The organism is Streptomyces sp. NPDC088747, assembly GCF_044751025.1.
Lineage (GTDB): Bacteria > Actinomycetota > Actinomycetes > Streptomycetales > Streptomycetaceae > Streptomyces.
Genome location: NZ_JBIVKZ010000001.1, coordinates 156,463 through 178,150, shown reverse-complemented (window position 1 = coordinate 178,150; position 21,688 = coordinate 156,463). Strand labels below are relative to the sequence as shown.

At 71.5% G+C, this 21,688-nt stretch carries 18 protein-coding genes; 10 read left to right on the top strand and 8 right to left on the bottom strand.

The features are described 5' to 3' along the window. Window position 1 precedes the first annotated feature (1 nt). Together ACIP79_RS01035 and ACIP79_RS01030 are read left to right on the top strand one after the other, a co-directional pair. Entirely contained in the window at window positions 2–1,306 is a 1,305-nt protein-coding gene (locus ACIP79_RS01035) for a DUF6986 family protein (RefSeq protein WP_401217514.1), read from the top strand. Between the two features lie 108 nt (window positions 1,307–1,414). After that, window positions 1,415–3,262, top strand: coding sequence for a protein kinase (locus tag ACIP79_RS01030; RefSeq protein ID WP_401217511.1), 1,848 nt, complete (start codon window positions 1,415–1,417; stop codon window positions 3,260–3,262). Here ACIP79_RS01030 and ACIP79_RS01025 read toward each other — a convergent pair. Beyond that, the gene (locus ACIP79_RS01025) at window positions 3,208–4,011 is read right to left on the bottom strand and encodes a hypothetical protein (RefSeq protein ID WP_401217508.1); all 804 of its coding nucleotides are present in this window, start codon (window positions 4,009–4,011) and stop codon (window positions 3,208–3,210) included. The two genes, ACIP79_RS01030 and ACIP79_RS01025, sit on opposite strands and share 55 nt — an antisense overlap. Before the next feature lie 3 nt (window positions 4,012–4,014). Then, window positions 4,015–5,079, bottom strand: a complete 1,065-nt coding sequence (locus tag ACIP79_RS01020; protein WP_401217506.1) for a LacI family DNA-binding transcriptional regulator — start codon at window positions 5,077–5,079, stop codon at window positions 4,015–4,017. Window positions 5,080–5,319: 240 nt separating this feature from the next. Between ACIP79_RS01020 and ACIP79_RS01015 the strand changes: the two genes are divergently transcribed. Then, a complete protein-coding gene (locus ACIP79_RS01015) occupies window positions 5,320–6,279 on the top strand; it encodes an ROK family protein (protein ID WP_401217503.1) in 960 nt (319 codons plus the stop codon). A gap of 23 nt (window positions 6,280–6,302) precedes the next feature. Here ACIP79_RS01015 and ACIP79_RS01010 read toward each other — a convergent pair whose 3' ends face one another. After that, window positions 6,303–8,351: an NPCBM/NEW2 domain-containing protein gene (locus ACIP79_RS01010; protein ID WP_401217500.1), complete on the bottom strand. Its 2,049-nt coding sequence runs from the start codon at window positions 8,349–8,351 to the stop codon at window positions 6,303–6,305. Window positions 8,352–8,771: 420 nt separating this feature from the next. Next, complete coding sequence (locus ACIP79_RS01005; protein WP_401217497.1) at window positions 8,772–9,290, bottom strand: excalibur calcium-binding domain-containing protein; 519 nt, start codon at window positions 9,288–9,290, stop codon at window positions 8,772–8,774. A gap of 122 nt (window positions 9,291–9,412) precedes the next feature. On the opposite strand from ACIP79_RS01005, the gene ACIP79_RS01000 reads away from it, so the two are divergent. Together ACIP79_RS01000 and ACIP79_RS00995 are read left to right on the top strand one after the other, a co-directional pair. Further along, on the top strand, window positions 9,413–9,604 hold the full coding sequence (locus tag ACIP79_RS01000) for a hypothetical protein (RefSeq protein WP_387177365.1): 192 nt from the start codon (window positions 9,413–9,415) through the stop codon (window positions 9,602–9,604). Between the two features lie 134 nt (window positions 9,605–9,738). Continuing rightward, entirely contained in the window at window positions 9,739–10,779 is a 1,041-nt protein-coding gene (locus ACIP79_RS00995; protein ID WP_383687763.1) for an NUDIX domain-containing protein, read from the top strand. 256 nt (window positions 10,780–11,035) lie between these two features. On the opposite strand, the gene ACIP79_RS00990 is transcribed toward ACIP79_RS00995, so the two are convergent. Then, on the bottom strand, window positions 11,036–12,391 hold the full coding sequence (locus ACIP79_RS00990; protein WP_401217494.1) for a dipeptidase: 1,356 nt from the start codon (window positions 12,389–12,391) through the stop codon (window positions 11,036–11,038). A gap of 182 nt (window positions 12,392–12,573) precedes the next feature. On the opposite strand from ACIP79_RS00990, the gene ACIP79_RS00985 reads away from it, so the two are divergent. From ACIP79_RS00985 to ACIP79_RS00975, 3 genes are all read left to right on the top strand, one after another. After that, the gene (locus tag ACIP79_RS00985) at window positions 12,574–13,779 is read left to right on the top strand and encodes a geranylgeranyl reductase family protein (protein WP_401217491.1); all 1,206 of its coding nucleotides are present in this window, start codon (window positions 12,574–12,576) and stop codon (window positions 13,777–13,779) included. 341 nt (window positions 13,780–14,120) lie between these two features. After that, window positions 14,121–15,395: a sensor histidine kinase gene (locus ACIP79_RS00980; protein ID WP_401217488.1), complete on the top strand. Its 1,275-nt coding sequence runs from the start codon at window positions 14,121–14,123 to the stop codon at window positions 15,393–15,395. Then, on the top strand, window positions 15,392–16,057 hold the full coding sequence (locus ACIP79_RS00975) for a response regulator (RefSeq protein WP_401217486.1): 666 nt from the start codon (window positions 15,392–15,394) through the stop codon (window positions 16,055–16,057). The genes ACIP79_RS00980 and ACIP79_RS00975 overlap by 4 nt, the downstream gene beginning before the upstream one ends. Here the strand turns inward: ACIP79_RS00975 and ACIP79_RS00970 are convergent. Both ACIP79_RS00970 and ACIP79_RS00965 read right to left on the bottom strand, forming a co-directional pair. Beyond that, the gene (locus ACIP79_RS00970) at window positions 16,018–16,308 is read right to left on the bottom strand and encodes a DUF6332 family protein (RefSeq protein ID WP_401217483.1); all 291 of its coding nucleotides are present in this window, start codon (window positions 16,306–16,308) and stop codon (window positions 16,018–16,020) included. The genes ACIP79_RS00975 and ACIP79_RS00970 overlap by 40 nt on opposite strands. A 70-nt stretch (window positions 16,309–16,378) precedes the next feature. Beyond that, the gene (locus tag ACIP79_RS00965; RefSeq protein ID WP_401217481.1) at window positions 16,379–17,890 is read right to left on the bottom strand and encodes an MFS transporter; all 1,512 of its coding nucleotides are present in this window, start codon (window positions 17,888–17,890) and stop codon (window positions 16,379–16,381) included. A gap of 85 nt (window positions 17,891–17,975) precedes the next feature. On the opposite strand from ACIP79_RS00965, the gene ACIP79_RS00960 reads away from it, so the two are divergent. Further along, window positions 17,976–18,434, top strand: coding sequence for a MarR family winged helix-turn-helix transcriptional regulator (locus ACIP79_RS00960; protein ID WP_401217478.1), 459 nt, complete (start codon window positions 17,976–17,978; stop codon window positions 18,432–18,434). Between the two features lie 134 nt (window positions 18,435–18,568). Here ACIP79_RS00960 and ACIP79_RS00955 read toward each other — a convergent pair whose 3' ends face one another. Then, window positions 18,569–19,783 (bottom strand): MFS transporter, encoded by a 1,215-nt coding sequence (locus tag ACIP79_RS00955; RefSeq protein ID WP_401217475.1) that lies wholly within the window; start codon window positions 19,781–19,783, stop codon window positions 18,569–18,571. A gap of 501 nt (window positions 19,784–20,284) precedes the next feature. Between ACIP79_RS00955 and ACIP79_RS00950 the strand changes: the two genes are divergently transcribed. Further along, window positions 20,285–21,196, top strand: coding sequence for a S1 family peptidase (locus ACIP79_RS00950; protein ID WP_401217473.1), 912 nt, complete (start codon window positions 20,285–20,287; stop codon window positions 21,194–21,196). Window positions 21,197–21,688 lie beyond the last annotated feature (492 nt).

Sequence of the window (21,688 nt, the reverse complement as noted above, 5' to 3'; positions counted from 1 at the left end):
AATGGGTCAGGGTCAGCAGGAGAAGGTGGCGACCAGCCTCGCGGGCACCGTCAGCGAGGAGATCAGCGCCTCCCTCGCCCCGGTGGACGCCGACCTGGAGCGCCGCTACCCCGGGGACCCGGGCACCCGCCAGCCCGTCCACACCGTGTACGTACCGGGCGACGCGTTCGCCGCCGACACCATCCGCTCCTGGGGCGACCGGGCCCTCGCGGCCCTGGACGAGCACGCCCCCGACGCGGCCTCCCTCGCCGCCGTCCTCGGCCTCGCCGACGACCTCGCGCAGCCCGTGTACGACCGCGTCAGGGCCAAGCTGGAGCGCGAACCCGTCGAGGACCTGCGGGTCGACTTCGAGGACGGCTACGGGCCCCGCCCGGACGCCGAGGAGGACGAGGCGGCGGCGCGCGCCGCCCGGCTGATCTCCCAGGCGTACGAGAACGGTACGGCGGCCCCGTACATGGGCATCCGCATGAAGTGCATGGAGGCCCCGGTCCGCGACCGCGGCATCCGCACCCTCGACATCTTCCTCACCGGCCTGCTGGAGGCCGGCGGTCTGCCCGAGGGACTCGTCCTGACCCTGCCGAAGGTGACGTACGCCGAACAGGTCACCGCGATGGTCCGGCTCCTTGAGGCGTTCGAGAAGGCGCGCGGTCTGGAGCCCGGCCGGATCGGCTTCGAGATCCAGATCGAGACCAGCCAGTCCATCCTCGCCGCCGACGGCACCGCGACCGTGGCCCGCATGATCCAGGCCGCCGACGGCCGCGCCACGGGCCTGCACTACGGCACCTTCGACTACAGCGCCTGCCTCGGGGTCAGCGCCGCCTACCAGGCCAGTGACCACCCCGCGGCCGACCATGCCAAGGCGATCATGCAGGTCGCCGCCGCGGGCACCGGCGTACGCGTCTGCGACGGCTCCACCAACGTCCTGCCGGTCGGACCGACCGAGAAGGTCCACGACGCCTGGCGGCTGCACTACGGCCTCACCCGGCGCGCCCTGGCCCGCGCCTACTACCAGGGCTGGGACATGCACCCCGGCCACATCCCGACCCGTTACGCGGCCGTCTTCGCCTTCTACCGCGAGGGCTTCGAGCAGGCCGCGGGCCGCCTCTCCCGTTACGCCAACCAGGCGGGCGGCGACGTCATGGACGAGCCCGCGACCGCCAAGGCCCTGAGCGGCTACCTGTTGCGCGGCCTGGACTGCGGCGCCCTCGACATCGCCGAGGTGGCGCGGCTGACGGGGCTGACGCGGGCCGACCTGGAGGGGTTCGCGACGCCGAGGCGGGCGGACCTGACCATCTCCGCGAAGTAGAACGAACGCGCCGTGGCAGGGCGGTAGTTGTGCGATGCGCGCGCGCCCGTCGCGGCGTCCCCTGTCGGTCCCCGCCGTCCCACCCGCCCCGTACTGTGTAGCCCACGCATGGAGGGCTCACAGAACGGGGCGGACGTGTCATCGGGGGAGAACCGACAGGCGGACGGAGTCGGCCGGTTGCTGGCCGGGCGCTACCGTGTGCTGGCGCAACTGGGCCGCGGCGGCATGGGTGTCGTCTGGCGCGCCCACGACGAGATCCTGCGCCGCGAGGTCGCCGTCAAGGAGTTGCGCACCTTCACGGACGCCGCCGCCCCCGAACTCGCCGACCTGAGCCGCCGGATGCGGCGCGAGGCCCGAGCGGCGGCCCGTGTGCGCCATCCCGGAGTCGTGGCCGTGCACGACGTGGCGGAGGCCGACGGACGCCCTCTCATCGTCATGGAACTGGTCGACGGCCCCTCCCTGGACGACGTCCTGCGCGACCGCGGCATCCTGGAGCCCCGCGAGGCCGCCTCCATCGGCGCCAAGGTCATGGACGCCCTGGCCGCGGCCCACCGTGCGGGTGTCCTGCACCGCGACGTGAAGCCCGGCAACATCCTCCTCGACCGCTCGGGCCGCGTCGTCCTCACCGACTTCGGCATCGCCACCATGGAGGACCCCGGCGACGGCTCGGCCACCCACCTGACCCGAAGCGGCGAACTCGTCGGCTCCCTCGACTACTTGGCGCCCGAGCGCGCCCAGGGCAACGAACCGGGCCCCGCCTCGGATGTCTGGGCGCTCGGTGCGACGTTGTACGCGGCCGTGGAGGGAGGCTCCCCCTTCCGCCGTACGTCGACGTGGTCCACGCTCACCGCGATAGTGGCCGAGCCGCTGCCGGAACCCGTGCGCGCCGGGCCGCTGGGCCCCGTACTGCGGGAGCTCATGCACAAGAACCCGGAGGCACGCCCGGACGCGGACCGGGCGTGCGCCCTCCTGGAGGCGGTCGCCGGCGGCCCCGAGGCGGACTCCGTGACCAGGGGCCTGAGGCTGCCGGAGCCGCAGCCACGGCCGCGTGAGACGACGGTGCTGAGCGTCCCCTCGGTACCACCGGGGTTCGGACCGCCCGAACCGGTTTCTTCGGCGTCAGTGGGGTTCGGACCGCCGGAACCGGTTTCTTCGGCGTCAGTGGGGTTCGGACCGCCGGAAGCGGTTCCTTCGGCATCAACTGGGTTCGGACCGCCCGGATCCGTCGGCCGGCAGGCGTCCGCCGGGGCCGCCGCGCCGCCGCCCGCATCCCGACGCCGAGGCCGAGTTCTTCTCGCCGCCGCGGCCGTCACCGTCGTCCTCGTGGCGACGGGCGTCACCGTCGCCCTGCTGAACAGCCCTGACAAGGCCGACGCCGCGGCCGGGGCGCCGCCGTCCCGCGGCACCGCCGGTGCGAACCCCTCCGCCGGAGCCGGCCTCGGCGAGGTCGACCTCTCCGACGACGCCAAGCCGAGCGAACAGGGCGACAAGGAGTCCACGGCCCCGGAGCAGGAACCCCCTCCCACCGGTGGGACCACCGAGCGGCCCTCGAAGTCACCCGTCAACGGCGCCGGCACGGGCGGGACTTCGGGCGACGGCACGGGAGGCTCCACCGACGGCGGGACGACGGGGGGCGGTTCGAGCACCGCTCCCACCTCCGAGGCGCCCGTCGCGCCGGTCTGCGACGCCATCGGCGGCGGGAAGTACAACTGCCAGGTCTGGCGCACCGCCAAGTCCTACACCGCCTCCGGCACCGAGGCCGGTGTCCTCAACGCGGGCACCAACTACTTCTACTGCCAGCAGAACCTGGGCCGCCGGGAGACCTACGGCGAGTGGACCAACGTCTGGTGGGCCAGGACCGACGACGACAGCGGCAACGCGGACGTCTTCGTCAGCGACGTCTACATCCAGGGCGGCGACAACGACTCACCGGTACCGGGACTCCCCGTCTGCTGAGACCGTACGTACGACTCCAGGCCGGAAGGCATCACCCGGCCCTCCTCGGCGAACAGCCGGGTGCCCCGCGCGCACAGCGCCGCGTCGAGGCGCGCGCGGGCGCAGAACTCCCGCGGACTGTCCCCGAACAGCTCGCGCAGGCGCGGTGAGCCGGCGAGGAGCGAGGTGAGCAGCGCGAGTTCGCCCGGATGTCCCAGCGGCGTCCCGGAGCCGTCATGGAGAACACCCCGGCGGTTGACGTAGACGTAGGCGCCGGGGAGGCGTTCGCCGGACTCCAGCTCGATCCGGAAGTCGTCCGAGGGCAGCAGAGCGCGGTCGTAGGCGCCGTCCGGTGCGGGCACTCCCTCGCTGGCGTCGACCACCGCGAGCTGGGCCGCGTCGAGCCAGGTGACGAACAACTCGCTGACGGTTCCCGGCGCTCGGAAGGGCGACGCGGACACGTATCCCATCAGGCTCACGTGGCCCGAGACGCCCACGCCCATGCCGGTGACCCTCGCCCTCACCAGCGGGATGGGGGAGGACACCGCGTGCTCCGCCATCTTGTGCCGGAGTTGGGCGGGGCAGGCGTTGGAGCCGACGGCCACGACGGGGACGCGGTCCTCGTGCACCAGCCGCTCCAGGGGCAACAGGCGGTCCCCGTCCAGGAGTCCGGACTCCCGGGGCCACTTTCCCGGGTAGCTCAGCGGATGGTCGCGTGGCGCCTCGGCGAGCCCGAGTGCTTCGAGCGTACGACGGTCGGGGCGGCCCATCGCTCAGTCCGCGGGCGGCAGTTCCCCCGAGCCGCGGGTGATCAGCCGGGTCGGGAGCTCGATCCGTTCCGGGCTGAGAAGGCTGCCGTCGAGCTGGCGGAAGAGGCGTTCGGCGGCGGTGCGGCCGAGGGTGGCGGCGTCCTGGGCGACGACGGTGACGCCGGGCTGGAGCAGGTCGGCGAGTTCGATGTCGTCGAAGCCGACCAGGGCGACGGGGCGGCCGCGTTCGGCGATGACGCGGACCACCGTGACGGTCACGCGGTTGTTGCCGGCGAAGACCGCGGTGACGGGGGAGTCGCCGGAGAGCATGTCCTCGGCGGCCTTGCGGACCCGCTGCGGGTCGGTGACGCCCAGGGACATCCACGCGTCCTCGACCGTGATGCCCGCGTCCTCCATCGCGGCGCGGTAGCCGCGCAGTCGCTCGGCGGCCGTGTGGATGCGGGGCATGTCACCGATGAAACCGATCCGGCGGTGGCCATGGGCGATGAGGTGCGCGACGCCGCCCCGGGCCCCGCCGAAGCTGTCGGAGAGGACGACGTCGGCGTCGATCTGTCCGGCCGGGCGGTCCACGAACACCGTGGCGACGCCCGCCTTTATCTCGGGCTCCAGATAGCGGTGGTCGTCACCGGCCGGGATCACGACGAGTCCGTCCACGCGACGCGCGCACAGCGCGAGCACCAGCTCCTGCTCGCGGTCGGGGTCCTCGGCGCTGGAACCGTTGATCAGCAGCGCGCCGTGGGCGCGGGCGACCTCTTCGACCGCGCGGCTCAGCGGCCCGTAGAAGGGGTCCGCGAGGTCCTCCAGGACGAGTCCGATGCTCGCCGTGCTGCCCTTGCGCAGCACCCGCGCGCTGTCGTTGCGACGGAAGCCCAGCGCGTCGATGGCCTCCTGAACGCGGCGCTCGGTGTCCGGGGTGACCCCCGGCTCGCCGTTGACCACGCGCGAGACCGTCTTCAGACCGACCCCCGCACGCGCGGCGACGTCCTTCATGGTGGGACGATTGCCGTAGCGGTTCTCGGATCGACGAGCGGGCTCTGCCACGATGCGCTGTCCTGTCCTGTCGGCCATGTGATGTGTCGGTCCATGAGAATGGTCCATGGGGATGCACAGGTCCATGGGGTTGTATGAGGATGTGGCGTCGAGCATAGAGCCTGGACAACGTTGTCAGATGCGGGAGACACTGTCCACCGCATTCTCCGGCCTGCGTCTTCCCCCAGAGGCGTCCCGTTCCGCCGTGTTTCCGGCCGGAGACCCGGACCCGCAGCGCGGCGGGTCCGTTTCCACACCGCCTTGGGAGATCTGACACTGATGCACACCGACCTCGTGGCCGCGCTCGACATCGGCGGCACCAAGATCGCCGGAGCGCTGGTGGACGGCCACGGCCGGATTCTCCTGCGCGCGCAGCGTGCGACGCCCGCGCAGGAGGACGGCGACACCGTGATGGGTGCCGTGGAGGACGTGATCGGCGAGCTGACACTCTCCCCGCTGTGGGGCAGGGCGGGCGCCGTCGGCATTGGCAGCGCGGGGCCCGTGGACGCCTCCGAGGGCACGGTGAGCCCGGTGAACGTGCCCGGCTGGCGTGGCTACCCCCTGGTCGAGCGGGTACGCAGGGCCACCGCGGGGCTGCCCGTCGAGCTGATCGGCGACGGTGTGGCCATCACGGCGGCCGAGCACTGGCAGGGTGCGGCCCGCGGTCACGACAACGCGCTCTGCATGGTCGTGTCGACGGGGGTCGGCGGTGGCCTGGTCCTGGGGGGCAAACTGCACCCCGGGCCCACCGGTAACTCGGGCCACATCGGTCACATCAGTGTGGATCTCGACGGCGACCTCTGCCCCTGCGGATCCCGCGGCTGCGTCGAGCGCATCGCGAGTGGCCCGAACATCGCGCGCCGGGCGCTGGAGGGCGGCTGGCAGCCCGGTCCGGACGGTGACACCTCGGCCGCCGCGGTCGCCGCCGCCGCCCGCGCGGGCGACCCGGTCGCCACCGCCTCCTTCGAGCGCGCGGCGCAGGCCCTCGCGGCCGGCATCGCCGCGACCGCGACCCTCGTCGAGATCGACATCGCCGTCGTCGGCGGCGGCGTGGGCAAGGCGGGCGACGTCCTGTTCACACCGCTGCGCAAGGCTCTGGCCGACTACGCGACGCTCTCCTTCGTCCAGCGCCTGACCGTGGCGCCCGCGCTGATGGGCACGGACGCCGGTCTGGTCGGCGCGGCGGCGGCGGCGCTCACCCGCAGGGCGAACACGACCGCCGCCGGCGTGGTCGGCTGAGCCGGTGCCGGGCGGGCGGCGCGTCAGCAGGTCAGACGCGCGTCCGCCCAGTCACCGTGGTCCGAGGTGATCCCGTCGCCGCCGTCCGTGACGACCAGCCGCACCGCACGGGCGCCGCTCACGTCGGCGGAAATCGGCTGCGCGGCATCGGAGTTGGTGAGTACGCCCGTGGACGCCACCTTCGTACCGTCGGCCCACACCTCGAAGGCGACAGAGCCGTCGGCGCCCTCCTCGTCGTCCACACCCACCTGCGCGGTGACGGCCTCGCACGCCTCCCCGGTGTAGTACTCGACGGTGCTCTCCGCGTGTACGCCCAGCCCCTTGGCATACACGACACCACCGACGGTCAGCGGATTCCCGTCGCCCGCCTCGTTCTCACCGTTGCTCCTGTCGCGCTCGACGGGCCCCCAGCCGTTGGTCGTCGACAGCCACGGCAGGTCGCCGAGAGAGGAGACGCCCGAGGGCGGTGCCACGACCACGGAGGCGGTCAGCGGCAGTGCGTTCTCGGCGCGTACGCCGGTGGGGGAGCGGTAGTTCACCCTTAGTCTCAGATCGTACGAGCCCGCGGCCGTGCCCTCGGGAGCGGTGACCTTCCAGGACGTACGCAGGGAGCGGCCCGTCGGCAGACTGTTCGCGGTCGCCGGTGAAGTCGCCCTGACCGCCCAGCCATTGGGCCCGTCCAGCCGCACGGAAACCTGCCTGGCCGCCGTACGGCCGAGGTCGGTGACCGTGGAGGTCAGTGTGGCCTTCTTGCCTGCCTCGACCAACAGGCTGCCTTCCAGGCCGAGTTCGACGGCGGGCGGGTTCTCGGCCCACCTGGTGTCGGCGGCGACGCGCACCAGCACCGTGCCGTGCGCGGGGACGGTGGCCGAGATGGCGCCCGCGGTGTTGTAGCTCCGGTGCTGCCACAGGTCACGCAGGGTGTAGGCGGCCGCGTCGGGCAGCCCCACGGCTCGTGCGGTGGTGGCGACGTGCTGCGCGCTGCCGGTCTCGTTGAACAGCGCCACCGTCCGGCTGCCGTCCCGCATCTCCTTGGCGACGACCCAGCGCCCGCCCTCGGAGGAGAGGACCTTGCCCTGCCTGCCGAGCGGGTCCTGGTCGACCGCGATGACCTCCTTGTTGCCCAGGATGTCGAAGGTCGCCTCGGAGGCATGGCGCAGGTCCGAGCCGATGAGGAGAGGGGCGGCCATGACCGACCACATGGAGAAGTGGGATCGGTACTCGGTGTCCGTCATGCCGCCGTTGCCGACCTCCAGCATGTCCGGGTCGTTCCAGTGCCCGGGACCGGCGTACTCGTCAAGTGGCAGGTTCTGCTTGAGGATCGACAGCATCGAGCCCCAGTTGTCACTGATGTCGCCGGTCGTACGCCACAGATGCCCGACGTCCGACGCCCACTCCCACGGCTTGTTCTCGCCCCACTCGCAGATGCTGTAGACGATCGGACGGCCCGTGGTCCGGGAGGCGGCCCGGAGAGCGTCGCGCATGGTCGTGTAGCGCGAGATGGCGTCCACACCCTGGTTGTTGCAGTTGTCGTACTTGAGGTAGTCGACACCCCAGTCCGCGAACTGCTGGGCGTCGCTGTACTCGTGGCCCAACGCGCCCGGGAAACCCGCGTCGTTGCACGTCTTCGTGCCGGCGCTGGTGTAGATCCCGAGCTTCAGCCCCTTGGAGTGGACGTAGTCGGCTACGGCGCTGATCCCGTTGGGGAATCGGGCCGGGTCGGGCACCAACTTGCCGTTCGCGTCACGGGACGGCAGGGCCCAGCAGTCGTCCAGGTTGACGTACTGGTACCCGGCCTCCTTGAGCCCCTTCTCGACGAAGATGTCGGCGATCCCCTTGACCATGTCCTCGTCGAACTCGGGGCGGCAGTGCGTGGAGTTCCAGTTGTTGAAGCCCATCGGCGGGGTGAGGGCGAGGCCGTCGTCCACGGCCTGGGAGAGGTCCCCTGCGACGACGGGATTCTCCCCGGGGGCGGCCAGGGCCGGTGCGGCGAGGCCGACCGTGCACAGCATTCCTGCGGCGAGTGCGCCGACCACTCTTCGGCGGGCTGTGCGGGTGTGAAGGTGACGCATCGTTACGTTCCTCCGAGCGCGCGAAAGGTGGGATGACGGCATGTTCGCGTCATCTCTGTGTGATTACGGTAGGACGTGTCGGACTGTGTTGGAAGAGCTGCGTCGGGACCGGCTTCCGGTGGCGCGGTCTGTTCGATACTTCGTCAGAAGCTCTTCAAGTGCCTGGAAAATGCCCTGAATCGGGCGTGACATCGAGCAGTGCGTTTGGTTGTGTTGCTTGATCTGTCGATCAAGGGAACGCTGTAGTCGCGGTCGGGGCACTTTGCGGTGACCCGGTACGCAAAGGGAACATCGGATGTTCTGGCGGGCTGAGGCGCTGTCCCGAGAGGGCTGCCCGGCCACCTGGCCGCCCGTCCGCCGTTCGTCGAGCCGGGGCTCACACCCGGCTCGACGAAGACCTGACCCCCTGTCACTCAGATGTCACTCGCAGCCGACGCCGTCCCCGTCGCGGTCGAGGTGGCCCCCGTAGCCGGGGTCGCCCGCGTGTACGGGCGCGGCTCCCGCGGCACGGGCGGCGGTGCAGTTCTGGTAGTACACGTCGCCACCTCCGCCTCCGCCGCCGGTGTCGTCGCTCCCGGCATCCCCGCCGCCGCTGGAGTCGTCGGCCGCGACGGGCTGCGCGGTGACGGTCGTCCGCACGGTCGTCGTCGCGCGGACCGTCACGGTGGCGGCCGGTTCCGCCTCGGCGGTCTCCGTCGCGGTCGCGGTGGCGGTCGCCGTGGCGGTGACGGTTGCCGCCGGGCCGGTTTTGGCCTGCACCGGCTCCTTGGTGTCTCCGTCGCTGCCCGCCCCCATACCGATGAGGAACGCGAACGCGAGCGCGGGCAGGACGAAACGTTTGCGCGCCCAGCGCGGCGCGGTGCGGACCGGCCCGGTGGGTGGCGGTGTGAATGGTGGAGTCGGTGGTGGTGTGGGTTGTGGTGTGTACGGGTTGGTCATCTCATCCCCCCTGGGACGTTTCGAGGGGGATGACGGTAGTGCTGGAGATGTGCCGGATGGTGTGGGGATGGCGTTGTGTGACCCACCCGTTACTCGTGGGCGCCTTGGCAGTTGAGCCGGGCATGAAGAAGCGAAGCATGCTTGCCATTGCCTCCCTGGCCACCGGGTTCGTCGTCGCGGCGGTCACGCCGTCCCATGCCGACACGGACGTACTCGACAACCTGGACGTCCACGACACGCTCAGCACCCTCGACCACACCGTCAGCAGCGACAGCCTGGCCATGGACGAGGGCTCGTCGGGCCATCAGAGCTGAGCGGTTCGACCCGTGGCGCCGGTGTCCCTGGGCGGGGGCACCGGCGCCTTGCTGTCGGCTCCCTCATCAGGGGCTGGTTTCCGTGGCAGGGTGAAGCGGGCAAGCCTCAGGGGGCCAACAGAAGAGGGGGAACCGTGATCGTCTGGATCAACGGCGCGTGCGGTGCGGGGAAGACCACCACCGCACGGGAACTGATCGAGCTGATCCCGAACAGCACGCTCTTCGACCCCGAGGTCATCGGTGGCACGCTCCCGCAGCTGCTTCCGCCCAAACGCCTCGCCGAGGTCGGCGACTTCCAGGACCTGCCGATCTGGCGCCGTCTCGTGGTCGACACCGCGGCCGCGTTGCTCGCCGAACTCGGCGGAGTCCTCGTGGTCCCGATGACCCTGCTGCGCCAGGAGTACCGCGACGAGATCTTCGGTGGCCTCGCCGCGCGCCGCATCCCCGTACGGCATGTGCTTCTCGCCCCGGCGGAAACGATCCTGCGCGAGCGAATATCCGGGCGCGAGGTGCCCCCCGACCTGCCGGACGGCGAGATGCGGGTGCGCCAGTGGGCCTTCGACCACATCGAGCCCTACCGCGCCGCGTTCGCCTCCTGGCTCGCCGCCGACGCTCACCCGGTGGACACCAGCGCGCTCACTCCGTACGAGGCCGCTCTGCGCATCGCCGAGGCCGTACGCACCGGGGACGCGCCCGTGTGCGAGATCGTGCAGACCCCGGAACCCACCGCCGAGACCGTCGCTGCGGGGGTACTCCTCTTCGACGAGCAGGGCCGTGTGCTGCTCGTCGACCCGACGTACAAGGCGGGCTGGGAATTCCCCGGTGGCGTCGTCGAGCCCGGCGAGGCACCGGCGCGAGCCGGCATCCGCGAGGTCGCCGAGGAGACCGGGCTGTGCCTGGAGGAGGTGCCCGCCCTCCTCGTCGTCGACTGGGAGCCGCCCGCGCCGCCTGGCTTCGGCGGCCTGCGCCTCCTCTTCGACGGCGGCCGACTCGACACGGCCGACGTCCACCGCCTGCTGCTGCCGGGCCCGGAACTGCGCGACTGGCGTTTCGTCAGCGAACAGGAAGCGGCGGATCTCCTCCCACCCGTGCGCTACGAGCGCCTGCGGTGGGCCCTGCGTGCGCGTGAGCGCGGGGCGGCCCTGTACCTGGAGGCTGGGGTTCCGGTCGGTTGACCTTGCCGGTGTGGGGTGACGGCACGTGTCATCTCATCCGTGCGCGGGCTGGACACCAGGGCCGCTGGATTTTCGTGGAGCCGGTGGGCCCTCACCGCTGGTGAGGGCCCGGAGCCGGGCTCGGCGGAGGTGACGACAGGCGACTGGCGATCAAGCGGGGCCGGGTGGATGCCCTTGCTCAGCCGGTCGCCCTCCGTTCAGCAGGTCACCGCCCGCTCGATCGGTCGCCGCCCCTGTACAGCGGGTCCGCGCGTGCTCAACTCGCCGCGTAGTTGCGCAGGAAGAGCGCCTCCGCGACGGAGAGGCGTTCCAACTCGTCCGGGGAGACGCCCTCGTTCGCCGCGTGGATCTGTGCCTCCGGCTCGCTCAGGCCGATGAGGAGGATCTCGGTCCGCGGGTACAGCGAGGCGAGGGTGTCGCAGAGCGGGATGGAACCGCCCAGGCCCGCGTACTGCATCTCCTTGCCGTCGTAGGCGTCGGACATCGCCTCGGACATCGCGGCGTACGCCGGGCTCGAGGTGTCGGCGCGGAACGGCTGGCCCCCGCCGATCTGCTCGGTGCTCACCCGCGCGCCCCACGGCGTGTGCGCCTCCAGGTGGGCCTGGAGCAGCTTGGTCGCCTCGTCTGTGTCCGCGCCCGGAGCCACCCGCAGGCTGACCAGCGCCCGGGCACCCGCGTGCACGGAGGCGCTCGCACCGACGACGGGCGGCACGTCGATGCCGAGGACGGTGACGGCCGGACGCGCCCAGATACGGTCGGCGACCGTGCCGGTGCCGATGAGTTCCACGCCGTCGAGCACCTTGGCGTCCTGGCGGAACAACTCCTCGTCGTACTGGAGACCGTCCCACGAGGCGTCACCGGAAAGACCGTCGACCGTCGTCGAACCGTCCTCGGCCCGCAGCGAGTCCAGTACGCGGATCAGCGCGGCGAGCGCGTCCGGGGCCGCGCCACCGAACTGTCCCGAGTGCAGGTTCCCTTCGAGGGTGTCGACCTGGACACGTACGAGGGTCATACCGCGCAGCGTCGAGGTGACCGTCGGCAGACCGGCCCGGAAGTTGCCGGCGTCGCCGATCACGATGGTGTCGGCGGTCAGCAGCTCGGGGTGCTCCTCGGCGTACCGCTGGAGACCGCCCGTGCCCTGCTCCTCCGATCCCTCGACTATGACCTTGACGTGCACGGGTACGCCGCCGTTCGCCTTCAGCGCGCGCAGGGCGAGGAGATGCATCACGACCCCGCCCTTGCAGTCCGCGCTGCCCCGCCCGTACCAACGGCCGTCGCGTTCGGTGAGCTCGAACGGCGGCGACACCCAGGCGGCCTCGTCCAGCGGCGGCTGCACGTCGTAGTGCGCGTACAGCAGGACGGTCTTCGCACCCTGGGGACCGGGCAGGTAGCCGTACACCGACTGCGTGCCGTCAGGGGTGTCGAGCAGTGCCACGTCCTGGAAACCCTCGGCGCGCAGAGCGTCGGCGATCCAGTTCGCGGCGCCCTCGCTCTCGCTCTTCGGGTACTGGTCGAAATCCGCCACCGACTTGAAGGCCACCAGCTCGGTGAGCTCCGTCTTCGCCCTGGGCATCAGGGCTGCGACGGTCTCGGCGACCGAATTCGACGACATGGGCACGCTCCTTGTGGGTGCGACGTTGTGCTTGTGTACGGGTGATCGTGCGGTGTGTAAGCGTCTCCTGATGCGGAGAGCGCCTACGCCGCCGATCCTCCCACAGTGGCCTGCGGCGATGGCCACCGTAGGATGCGGGTGACACGTGCGGCAGACGGCTGGACTGGGAGCAATAGACCATCGTGAGCAGCGAGAACTCTTCGGCGGACGACGGGCAGCGGGTGTGGGACGTCGTCGTGGTGGGCGCGGGGCCCGCGGGCGCCTCGGCCGCCTATGCGGCAGCGGTCGCGGGACGCAGCGTCCTGCTGCTGGAGAAGGCGGAGCTGCCGCGTTACAAAACGTGCGGCGGCGGCATCATCGGCCCCTCGCGCGACTCCCTGCCGCCCGGCTTCGAACTGCCGCTCCAGGACCGGGTGCACGCGGTCACGTTCTCGCTCGACGGGAAGTTCACGCGCACCAGGCGCTCCAAGCAGATGCTGTTCGGGCTGATCAACCGTCCCGAGTTCGACCACCAACTGGTCGAGTTCGCGCAGAAGGCGGGCGCCGAACTGCGCACGGGGGCCACGGTCTCGCGCGTCGAGCAGCACGGATCGGCCGTCCCGGACCGGCGTACCGTCGCCGTCGTCCTCCAGGGCGGTGAGGCCGTCCTGGCGCGGGCGGTCGTCGGCGCGGACGGCAGCGCCAGTCGCATAGGAGCGCATGTCGGGGTGAAGGTCGACCAGGTCGACCTCGGCCTGGAGGCGGAGATCCCGGTGCCGGAGACGGTCGCCGAGGACTGGGCCGGACGCGTCCTCATCGACTGGGGACCCATGCCCGGCAGTTACGGCTGGGTGTTCCCCAAGGGCGACACGCTCACCGTCGGGGTGATCTCGGCGCGTGGCGAAGGCGCCGCCACCAAGCGTTACCTGGAGGACTTCATCGCCCGGCTGGGGCTCGCCGGATTCGAACCGAGCATTTCCTCCGGCCACTTGACGCGCTGCCGCGCCGACGACTCGCCGCTGTCGCGCGGCCGGGTGCTGGTGTGCGGGGACGCGGCGGGGCTCCTCGAACCCTGGACCCGTGAGGGCATCTCCTTCGCGCTGCGCTCCGGACGCCTCGCGGGGGATTGGGCGGTCCGGATCGCCGAGGCGCACGACGCCGTCGACACCCGGCGCCAGGCCCTGAACTACGCCTTCGCCATCAAGGCGGGTCTCGGCGTCGAGATGAGCGTCGGCAAGCGCATGCTCGCCGCCTTCGAACGCCGTCCGGGTGTGCTCCACGCCGTGATCACGGGCTTCCGGCCCGCGTGGAACGCCTTCGCCGGCATCACCCGCGGCTCGACCTCCCTCGGTGAGGTCGTCCGCTCCCGCCCGATCATCGGACGCGCACTGAACGCGCTCGACCGGTAGGGGCGGGATCGGGGCCTGGGCCCAGGAGGAGCGGCTGGGCACGGCTCGACGGTGACGCCGGGGCGGATGGTCGTGGCTTGACCGTGCGCGGACCAACTGGGCGACGGTGTGGGCCTGGCGTTTCCTCAGTGGCGGTGGCGGTGGCGGGGGCTGTGGCCGTGACCGGTGCGACGGGCAGGGGCCCACGCGGCTCCCGGGACTGACGGAGCGGCTCCGCGGGTCGGCGCGTCCCGGAGGTGGTTCGGCACGCGTGTCGCCGCGGCGGTACTCCCTGGGGAGTACGAGTGATCACCTCGCCCGGCTGACGCCCTGGGCGGTCAGGCGCGTCTAGCGTGACCGTCATGGAAGAGCAGCGCACTCCCCGGTCCCCGGCGTGGGGCGGCCCGCCCCCGTGGTGGCGGCACGGGCCGTCGGGGTGGCACGGGCCGCGGGGGTGGCAGGGGCCTCCCGGTTGGCCCGGAGGGGATGACCGGGAGCGGCGCGCCCGTTGGCCGTGGCGTTCCACGCTGCTGCTGACCGTCTTCGTGCTCGTCGGCTCCAACTTCGCGGCCCACGAGCAGGCGGGCGAGCGGGCGTCACTGGACGCCTTCGCCAGGGTGTTGCTGCTCGTGGGGTGCGGGATGCTGCTGTGGCGGCAGCGGTTCCCGGTGCCGGTCGCCTTCGGCACCGCCGCGGCGGCCATGCTCTACCTGGGCGCCGGATATCCGTACGGACCCGTCTTCCTCACCGTCGCCCTGGGCTGCTTCAGCGCGATCGTCACCGGGCACCGCAGGGCCGCCTGGGCTGCCGTGGGGATGCTCTGGGCCGGGCATGTGCTGGTGGCGCACTGGCTGTACCGCTGGCTTCCGCCGTCGGGGGACGCGCCCGCGGCCTGGGGGCAGGAGGTGGTCGTCGCCACCTGGATCGTGGCGATCGTGGCGCTGTCCGAGCTCGTCCGGGTACGCCGTGAGCAGTGGGCCCGTGACCGTGCCGAGCGGGCCCAGGCCGCCAAGCGGCGTGCCGACGAGGAGCGGCTGCGGATGGCGCGCGAGCTGCACGACGTCCTGGCGCACAGCATCTCGGTGATCAACGTGCAGGCGGGGGTGGGCCTCGCGCTCCTGGACTCGGACCCGGAACAGGCCCGCACAGCGCTCACCACCATCAAGGCGGCGAGCAAGGAGGCGCTCGGCGAGGTCCGTCAGGTCCTCGACACGCTGCGTGCGCCGGGGGAGGCGCCCCGCGCCCCGGCGCCCGGACTCGACCGGCTCCCCGAACTCGTCGAACAGGCGGCGGGCGCGGGCCTCACCGTCGAGATCCAGGGTGCGGCCCCCAAGCTCCCGCCGGGCACCGATCTGGCCGCCTTCCGCATCGTCCAGGAGGCGCTCACCAATGTCGTACGGCATTCGGGATCGCGGCACGCGCGGGTGCTGGTCGAGCGGGCCGAGGGTGTGCTCAGGCTGCGTGTCGACGACGACGGGCCCGCGACCGGCGCGGACGCGGGCGGCAGCGGCAACGGCCTGGCCGGTATGCGGGAGCGCGCCGCCGCGCTGGGTGGCACGATCGAGGCGGGCCCGCGGGACGACGGCGGGTTCCGGGTGCTGGCCGTGCTGCCGCTGAGGGTCAAGGAGGACCGGTGATCCGCGTACTTCTCGCCGACGACCAGTTGTTGGTCAGGGCCGGCTTCAAGGCGCTTCTCGACGCGCAGCCGGACATCGAGGTGGCCGGTGAGGCGGCCGACGGCGAGGAGGCGCTGCGGCAAGTGCGTGAACTGCGCCCCGACGTCGTCCTGATGGACATCCGCATGCCCCGCCTCGACGGCCTCGCCGCGACCCGCCGTGTCACGGACGACGCGGACCTCGCGGACGTCAAGGTGGTCATGCTCACCACCTTCGAGCTGGACGAGTACGTCTTCGAGGCGATCCGTTCCGGTGCCTCGGGGTTCCTGGTCAAGGACACCGAGCCGGAGGAACTCCTGCGCGCGGTACGGGCTGTGGTCGAGGGCGACGCTCTGCTCTCGCCCGGTGTGACCCGTCGGCTGATCTCCGAGTTCGCGGCCCGTTCGAAGGAGCCCTCGGCGGTCGCCTCCCTCGCCGAACTCACCGAGCGGGAAAGGGAGGTGATGGCTCTGGTCGGCATCGGGCTGTCGAACGACGAGATCGCACGGCGACTTGTCGTCAGTCCCCTCACGGCCAAGACCCATGTCAGCCGCACGATGGTCAAGCTGGGCGCCCGTGACCGCGCCCAACTGGTCGTGCTGGCCTACGAGTCGGGGTTGGTGCGCCCCGGCTGGCTCGGCTGACTCCCGCTCCCGCGGCCGAAGCGGACCAGCACGCTGACCGTGCGTACGACGAACAGGACGGTGGCCAGCAGGGTTCCGGAGGCGAGCAGTGTCCTGTGGACCGGGTCGGGGAGGTCGAACAGCAGCGCGGGGCCGGACACGGCTCCGAACACCACGGCCGACGCGAACGCCGCGCTGAACAAGGCGTATCCGATCTCGACGGTGATCGCGTCGCGCTCGGCCCCGCTCCGCCGTCCCCCGGTGGACTCCATGCGTCGAGTCAAACAGGCGTGGGCCCGGAGGGGCAAGAAGCCCTCCGGGCCGACGCGTTGAGGCGTCCCCTCAGTCGCGGACCGCCACGCGGTCCGCGCCCGCCTCCTCCTGGGTGGACTGTGCCGGAACGGCCGCGCCCTGAACGGACTTGACGACCACGATGGACTGCGGCGCACGCCTGGTCCGCAGCCCCGGCAGGGCGATCAGCAGACCCACGAAGGCGATCGCGGTCACCACCACCAGGCCCGGCCGGTAGCTGTCCAGGACGGCCTGAGGGGTGGAACCTCCGGAGGAGTTCGCGGCCACGACCGCCGTCACGACGGCCAGGAAGATCGCGCCGCCCACCTGCACGGAGGTGTTGAGCAGACCCGAGACCATGCCCTGCTCGTGGTCGTCCACACCGTTGGTGGCCTGGATGTTGAGCGAGGGGAAGATCAGCGCGAAGGCCCCTCCGATCAGGACCATCGACGGGAGGATCATCGTCGCGTATCCGGGGTCGAGGCTGACGCGCAGGAACAGCGCGTATCCGGCGATCATCAGCACGAAGCCCGCGGCGATCAGTCGCTGGGTGCCGAAGCGGTCGACGATCGCCCCCATCTTCGTCGCGGACAGGGCGACGATCGCGCCCGCGGGCAGGAAGGCGAGCGCGGTGTGCAGCGCCGACCAGCCGAGCAGGGTCTGCATGTAGAGCGTCACCAGGAACTGGAATCCGACGTACGACCCGAAGAGCGCCATCGCGCCGAGCTGGGCCCTGAGTTGGGTGCCGGACCGCAGGACGCCGAGCCGGATCAGCGGGCCGGCCGAGCGCTGTTCGATCCGTACGAAGACCGTCAGCAGGACGGCCACGGCGAGGAAGGACAGCAGCGTACGGGCCGATGCCCAGCCGGTCTCCGGCGCTTCCACGACTGTGAAGACGAGCAGCAGCATCGACGCGGTGCCGATGACGGCACCGGGGACGTCGTAGCCGTTGTGGTCCTTCTCGCGCTCACTGCGCGGGAGGAGCTTGAGTCCGGCGAACAGGGCGATCAGGGCGATGGGAGCGGGGAGCAGCATGGTGAGGCGCCAGCTGGCCTCGGTGAGCAGCCCGGACAGGACCAGGCCCATCGAGAAGCCGGTGGCGGCGCAGGTGGTGTAGATCGAGAGGGCGCGGTTGCGCAGCGGGCCCTCGGCGAAGGTCGTGGTGATGATCGACAGGCCCGCGGGTGCGGTGAACGCCGCGCTCAGGCCCTTGATGAAGCGGCTGGCGATGAGCAGCGGGCCGGAGTCGACGAGCCCGCCGAGCAGCGAGGCGAGCGCGAAGACTGCCAGGGCCACGAGGAACACCTGGCGGCGGCCCAGGAGGTCGGCGGTGCGTCCGCCGAGGAGGAGCAGGCCGCCGTATCCCAGGATGTAGCCGCTGACGATCCATTGCAGCGTCGAGGTGGAGAGGTCGAGTTCGGAACCGATGGACGGCAGCGCGACGCCGACCATCGACACGTCCAGCGCGTCCAGGAACATCGCGGCGCAGAGCACGAGCAGGGTGCCCCACAGGCGAGGGGTCCAGCGTCCCTCGGTCGCGGAGGTGGTGAGCGGAGAGGTCATGCCGGAGACAGTACATGCACATGCATTGAATGCAAACGCATTTAATTCCGACGCAACAAATGGCGATGTTTGCTACGGTGCGACCATGGCGGCGAAGAAGGCCGAGCAAGGGCTCGTGGACCAGTGGCGCGACATCCTCGCGGTGCATGCGCGCACCCTCTGCGAGCTGGACCGCGAACTGCACCGGCACGGTCTCGGGGCCAGCGACTTCGAGGTGCTCGACGTGCTGGCCGAGGGTGCGGCGACGGACGGCGGCGCCTCGTACCGCGTGCAGGAGATCGCCGACCACGTCCACCTGAGCCAGAGCGCGCTGTCCCGGCTGGTCGCCCGTCTGGAGCGGGACGGTCTCGTGACCCGCGGGATGTGCGCGGAGGACCGGCGCGGTGTGCGTGTCTGCCTCACACCGAAGGGCCGCGACCTGCACGGCGAGGTGCTGCCGGTGCAGCGCGCGGTGCTGACGCGGATGCTGGCGGATCAGGCGCGGGGCCGGGGCGAGGGTCAGGGTCAGGAACAGGACCCGGGTCAGGGGCAGGGCCGGGGCTAGGGTCGGGCCACGACTGGAGCCAGGGCGGGGCAGGGCAAGGCGGGCCAGGTCAGGTCACGGCGGTTCAGGATGGAACTCGGGCGGCTGAGTGCCGGTGGGCAGGACCGCGCCGCCCGTACGACGGCCGCCGAGCCTCAGTCGATGGCGGCGCGGCGCGTTGTGAACCCGATCAGGGCGGCCACCGCCGCGAGGGCCGCCACGCTGGTGAGCGCCGTCGGCAACGAGTACCAGTCGGCCATGAAGCCGATCGCGGGCGGCCCGAGGAGCATGCCTCCGTAGCCGAGGGTGGACGCGGTCGCGACTCCGCTCGGTCCGGCGAGCGCCCCGGCGCGTTCGATGGCCACCGGGAAGATGTTGGCGAGCCCGAGCCCGAGCCCGGTGACGGCGAAGCCGAGCAGCGCCGCCCACACCGACGGGGCGAGTGCGGCGAGCAGCATGCCGAGCGCCGCCGTCGTACCGCCGGCCACCAACGTGCGGGTCCTGCCCAGGCGTTCGAGCAGTGTCGTTCCGCTCAGCCGCCCGATGGTCATCGCGAGGGCGAAGCAGGAGTAGCCCGCCGCCGCGATCCCGGGGTGCGCGTCCAGGTCCTCCTTCAGGTGCAGCGCTCCCCAGTCCGCGAGAGCGCCCTCGCCGTACGCCGTGCACAGCGCGATCAGGCCGAAGACGACGACCAGCCCACGGGTACGGCCTTCGAGTCGCCGTTTCGCACTCTTCTCGGTACGCGTACGTTCCGGCGGCGCGAGAGGCTCGTACCGCAGCAGGCGGCGACCGGCGACGGCGGTCACCAGCAGGCCGGTCACCGTGAGGCCGAGCAGGTGGCGGGTGGGGGACAACTGCCCGGCGACCAGACCGCCGAGCCCCGCCCCGACCATGCCGCCCAGGCTGAACGCCGCGTGGAAACTCGGCATCACCGGTCGCCGCAGGGCGGCCACGAGGTCGACGGCCGCGCTGTTCATGGCGACGTTGATGCCGCCGTATCCCACACCCAGGACGAACAGGGCGGCGCCGAGCGCGAGTGCCGAGTGGGCGAGCGGGGGCAGGGCGACGCTGAGGGAGAGCAGGACGGCGCAGGCGACGGTGACCCGGTGGCTGCCGTAGCGCTGACAGAGTCGTCCGGTGATCATCATCGTCAGGACCGCGCCGACCGAGACTCCCAGAAGTGCCAGGCCCAGGGTGCCGGCGGTGCTGTTGGTCTGCTCCTTGATGGCGGGAATGCGGACGACCCACCCGGCGAAGAGGAAGCCGTCGAGGGCGAAGAAGGCGGTGAGGATGACCCGGAGCCCGGTGAGGGTGTTGTCGTCGCTGTCGGCTGTGGTGCTGATCGTCGAGGGTTTGTTTATTTGCGGCACAAAGTCAGGCTAGGTCGGGGCGGAGGTGAGGGCAAGGGGGTGGGCGACGGCGACGCCGACGGCAGCGTCAGTGGTGGTACGGCGCGGGCGGTGCCGCCGGGGTGGCTGAAGGTCGACGGCGGGTTCTCGTCGGCGGGGCGGACGTATGGGTGAGGTCGCATGGAGCCCTATGTGTGAGGTCGCGTGGAGCCCTTGGCCGGAGGAGCTCATTCGGCCGGAGTCGGCTTATCGCGGCCGGAGTTGGCCTACCCCGGCCGGGCGCCGCCGGGGACAATGAGGCGTCGGTCGGCCGACGCCGGGCCCCGCGGGTCACGTGCGGTCGTGGCGTGCCGTCGTACGCGTGCCGTCACGTGCTCCCGGAGGGGTGTCCGGACACGGACGCGATCTTCGCAACCGTTCACGCACCAGCAGCGCAGCACGGCATGGAAACACGGCACGTCCGGTGACCGATCGGGCGGGGCCGAACCTGACCGACCGTCGTCCTTCGGGGGAGATCCGGTGATGAGAGCACGCCGTACCACCATGACCCGTTCCCGGCTGATCGCCTCGGTGCTGAGCCCGCTCGTCGTGGCCGCCCTGGCACTGTCGGGCACCAGCGCGACCGCGGCACCCACCGCAGCCCTGCCGTCGGCCGCCGCACAGCCGTCCGCCGCCTCCGTGTCCGGCGCGACCTCGGCTCTCGATTCCCTGCGGATCGCCGGGACCAGCTGGGCGGTCGACGAGAGCACCGGGAGACTGCGAGTTCTCGCCGACTCCACGGTCGGGGAAGCGGATCTGGCCGGACTCCGCCGGGTCCAGGGCCGCTTCGCCGGCGCCGTGACCGTCGAGCGGGTCGACGGTCGACTGCGCACCCTCCTTTCGGGCGGCGACGCCATCTACGCCGGCGGCTCGCGCTGCTCGGCGGGTGTCAACGTCCAGAGCGGCTCCACCTACTACATCGTCACCGCCGGTCACTGCACCGCGGGCCGGTCCACCTGGTACACCAGCTCCGCCATGACGACGGCGATCGGCCCGACCATCGGCACCAGTTACCCGAGCAACGACTTCGGTGTCATCCGGTACGCCAACCCGGCCGTGCCGCGCCCCGGCACGATAGGGGGCGTGGAGATCACGGGAACCGCCACCGCCTATGTCGGCCAGAGTGTCTGCCGCCGTGGATCGACCACCGGCGTCCGGTGCGGTGTGGTCACCGGACTGAACGCGACGGTCAACTACGCGAGCGGAGACATCGTCTACGGGCTGATCCGGACCAACGTCTGCGCCGAGCCGGGGGACAGTGGCGGCCCGCTCTACTCGGGCGACAAGGTCATCGGCATCCTCTCCGGTGGCTCGGGGAACTGCACCTCAGGCGGCACCACTTACTACCAGCCGATCCAGGAAGTGCTGAGCACCTACGGTCTGTCCGTCTACTGACGAGACGTCAGGCCCACACCTCGCCGACGCGCACGCGCCCCGCGTAGTCACACACCCGCATCCGCACTCGCACTCGCACTCGCATCCGCATCCGCACTCGCGCACCTCGTTGCAGTGACCGATTCCCGGCACCCTCCCTGCCGGTGAGGCCGCGGTCAAGGCCCCTACGGCGGCCCGGTTTTCGGTGACGCCGTGGAGTACCGACCAGGGAGGAAGACCGCGGTCGCCTTAGGGCGGCCGCGTTCTGCTGTCAACGCCTATCACCCCAGGCCTGGTTGGCCCGCGCTCTGCCGTGCCACACCGCACCTTGCCGCACCGCACCGCACCGCGCCCCACCGGTGCCCCAGCCGCGAACGCCCCCGCCACCCCCGGTGACGATCACCCGCCCCGGTTCTCCCGGCGGCCCCGGCGCAACCCATGACGTGCCGTCGTGCTCATGCCATTGACAAACCGAAGTGAAGCCAGAAATCTGTCCTTCGAGAGCAAAGTTCC

Bases quoted from the DNA above. Each gene is read 5' to 3' on its own strand.
- ACIP79_RS01035 (WP_401217514.1), top strand. From the start codon at position 2: ATGGGTCAGGGTCAGCAGGAGAAGGTGGCGACCAGCCTCGCGGGCACC.
- ACIP79_RS01030 (WP_401217511.1), top strand. From the start codon at position 1,415: ATGGAGGGCTCACAGAACGGGGCGGACGTGTCATCGGGGGAGAACCGA.
- ACIP79_RS01025 (WP_401217508.1), bottom strand. From the start codon at position 4,011: ATGGGCCGCCCCGACCGTCGTACGCTCGAAGCACTCGGGCTCGCCGAG.
- ACIP79_RS01020 (WP_401217506.1), bottom strand. From the start codon at position 5,079: ATGGCCGACAGGACAGGACAGCGCATCGTGGCAGAGCCCGCTCGTCGA.
- ACIP79_RS01015 (WP_401217503.1), top strand. From the start codon at position 5,320: ATGCACACCGACCTCGTGGCCGCGCTCGACATCGGCGGCACCAAGATC.
- ACIP79_RS01010 (WP_401217500.1), bottom strand. From the start codon at position 8,351: ATGCGTCACCTTCACACCCGCACAGCCCGCCGAAGAGTGGTCGGCGCA.
- ACIP79_RS01005 (WP_401217497.1), bottom strand. From the start codon at position 9,290: ATGACCAACCCGTACACACCACAACCCACACCACCACCGACTCCACCA.
- ACIP79_RS01000 (WP_387177365.1), top strand. From the start codon at position 9,413: ATGAAGAAGCGAAGCATGCTTGCCATTGCCTCCCTGGCCACCGGGTTC.
- ACIP79_RS00990 (WP_401217494.1), bottom strand. From the start codon at position 12,391: ATGTCGTCGAATTCGGTCGCCGAGACCGTCGCAGCCCTGATGCCCAGG.
- ACIP79_RS00980 (WP_401217488.1), top strand. From the start codon at position 14,121: ATGGAAGAGCAGCGCACTCCCCGGTCCCCGGCGTGGGGCGGCCCGCCC.
- ACIP79_RS00970 (WP_401217483.1), bottom strand. From the start codon at position 16,308: ATGGAGTCCACCGGGGGACGGCGGAGCGGGGCCGAGCGCGACGCGATC.
- ACIP79_RS00965 (WP_401217481.1), bottom strand. From the start codon at position 17,890: ATGACCTCTCCGCTCACCACCTCCGCGACCGAGGGACGCTGGACCCCT.
- ACIP79_RS00960 (WP_401217478.1), top strand. From the start codon at position 17,976: ATGGCGGCGAAGAAGGCCGAGCAAGGGCTCGTGGACCAGTGGCGCGAC.
- ACIP79_RS00950 (WP_401217473.1), top strand. From the start codon at position 20,285: ATGAGAGCACGCCGTACCACCATGACCCGTTCCCGGCTGATCGCCTCG.